General features: G+C 67.5%; 2 protein-coding genes. Both read right to left on the bottom strand.

What is annotated here, in order from left to right; genetic code table 11:
• Nucleotides 1-116: 116 nt before the first annotated feature.
• On the bottom strand, nucleotides 117-887 hold the full coding sequence (gene istB / locus QNO09_RS39530; protein ID WP_283975053.1) for an IS21-like element helper ATPase IstB: 771 nt from the start codon (nucleotides 885-887) through the stop codon (nucleotides 117-119).
• Nucleotides 884-2302 carry an IS21 family transposase gene (istA, locus tag QNO09_RS39525; RefSeq protein WP_283975052.1) on the bottom strand — a complete coding sequence of 473 codons (1419 nt, stop codon included), beginning with the start codon at nucleotides 2300-2302 and terminating at the stop codon, nucleotides 884-886. The genes istB and istA overlap by 4 nt, the downstream gene beginning before the upstream one ends.
• Nucleotides 2303-2490 lie beyond the last annotated feature (188 nt).

Here is a 2490-nt window from a genome sequence, read left to right as displayed (position 1 = left end):
GCCGGATTCTCCATGACGCCGCCGCAGGCCAAGACCTGGTCACAGCGTGGCCGGACACCAGTGTCCGCGTACTCGTCTGAGTGCACCACCGAGTACGAAGTTATGTGCACCACTGCTCAGGCCACGTTGGTGTCCCGCTCGATGGCCTGGAGGCGGTTCTTGAGTCGGTAGCTGTTGCCGTTGATCGAGACGACCTCGCAGTGGTGCAGGAGTCGGTCGAGGATCGCGGTGGCCAGAACCTCGTCGCCGAAGACCTGGCCCCACTCGCCGAAGGTCTTGTTCGAGGTCAGGGTGATCGAGCCCTTCTCGTAGCGTTTGGAGATCACCTGGAAGACCAGGTTCGCCTCCGCCCGCTCCAGAGGCTGGTAGCCCACCTCGTCGACCACCAGGACGCTCGGGCGGAGGTAACTGGTGAGCTTGCTGATCAGGCGGCCTTGTTCCTCGGCGGCCTTGAGGTGGCGGACCATGTCGTCGAGGCTGGTGAGGTAGATCGAGTAGCCGGCCCGGCAGGCCGCGACCGCGAGAGCGACGGCGATGTGCGTCTTGCCGACACCGGGCGGCCCGAGCAGAGCGACGTTGGCCTTGTCCTCGACGAAGGAGAGGGTGGCCAGGTCCTTGACCTTGCGTGGGTCGAGGTCGGGCTGGAAGGAGAAGTCGTAGTCTTCCAGCGTCTTGTGGTGCGGCAGCTTCGACAGCCGCAGGCCGTTGCGGAAGCGGCGGTCGTCACGGACGGCGAGTTCCTCGGCCAGCACCAGGTCGAGGAGGTCGAGGTAGCCCATCTTCGCCTCGTCGGCCCGCTGGACGTACTGGTTCAGGGCCTCGGCCAGGTGTGGCAGGCCGAGCTTGGCGGCGGTGGTGCGGATGCGGGTGCTGGTCAGCTCGCTCAACGGGCTTCCTTCGTCGGTGACTTGGCGGAGGAGGGGCGGGTGCCGGTCAGCTCGTCATAGACCGACAGCGGGCGGCGGCCGACCTCGACGTTCGCGGCTGCGGCCCGGTTCAGCAGGGCCTGCAGCGGTCCGGTCTCCGGCCCGAGAGGCTGGCTGCGGCGGGGCGACGGGAGATCGTTGCCGGTGGTGACGCGGCGGCCGGCGCCGGTGGGCAGGCCGTCCCAGTGCGTCTCATCCACGATGCGGGCTCCGCGGCCGACGGCCCGGGGGTGGACAGCCAACAGCGTCTGGCCGCTTGCGTCGGCAACAGTGGAGTGCAGGGAGATCTGGGACTTCGTGGCCCTGATCTCGACCAGCTGGCGGGGGCGGACCTTGCGGGCGGGCACCGAGTAGAGATTCGCCTCGAAGGCGACCAGACAGTCCTTGCCGACGTGCCGCAGATGCCGCTGGGCCACCACATAGGGAGTCTTCGGCAGCGGGCGCAGAGCCATGTGATCGCGCACGGCCCGATGTCCGATGACCTCGCCATGAGTGCCGTGAACCTTCGCCCGCCGCAGCGGGACCCAGGCCGTGAACGCGGCGTTCAGCTCCTCGATCGAGGAGAAGCCTCGCCCGGCCAGGACGTGGTCGCGGACGATGTTCACCTGCCGCTCGACCCGGCCCTTGCCCTGCGGCCGGTAGGCGGCCAGCACGTCGATGTCGAAGTCGCAGTGCCCGGCGAAGGCGACCGCCTCCGGATGCAGCGGCACCGCCTCGCCCGGAGCGACATGCCGACGCACGACCGTCTTGGTCCGGTCATAGACGATGCTCATCGGAACCCCGCCGAAGTGCGCGAACGCCTGACGGTGGCAGTCGAAGAACGTCGCCAGGTCCTGACTCGTGGTGAAGCAGCAGAATGGGTCGCGCGAGTACGACAGCGTCATGTGGAACGAGTAGACCTTCGGGATGCCGACATGGGCGAGGATCTTGCCCTCATCACCCCAGTCCACCTGAGCCTGAGCACCCGGAACGACCTCGAACCGCCGGTGCAGGCCCGCCAGGTCACCCGGGCTGATGCCCAGTTCCTCCGCGATCCGGGGCCGGGCTTCCTGCAGATAGAGCTTCACCCGCTGGTAGTTGATGCTGACCCCGTACTCCTGGACCAGCCGCTCGTGGATCACCTTTCCCTTGAGCAGGATCTCCGACCTGAGCATCGCGTCGATCAGCGGCGCGACCTCATCCGCCACCCGCCGAGGCCGCTGACCTGCTGCTTCTCTCTTCGGTGGCGCGGCCGAGGCAGGGTCCTTCAGGTACTTGCCGACCGTCCGGCGGTTCAGCCCCGTCTCCTTCGCGATCTCCCGCAGGCTCATCGCACCGGACTCGTACAGCGGACGAAACCGCCTCAACTCCAGCCAGCGATGCGGATCCAAGACCACAGCCAGCCGCCTCCCTGCCATCCCGAACCGACAGCAGCAGACTCACGGCCAACACCCCGTCACCGCATCAACAACGGTGCACTTTCATCCGTACGAGGTGGCGCACGTTCGCTTGTACGCCGACAACCAGTGGTCCGAGTCCGCGGCCGGTCCCGCAGACGCATCTCCATCGCGGCCCTGACCTGCTA

Origin of the sequence: Streptomyces sp. 378, from assembly GCF_030124145.1 — a bacterium.
In the GTDB taxonomy this organism is placed as follows: Bacteria; Actinomycetota; Actinomycetes; order Streptomycetales; family Streptomycetaceae; genus Streptomyces.
Note: the sequence above shows the minus strand (reverse complement) of the source record. Positions and strands in the feature narration are given on the sequence as shown.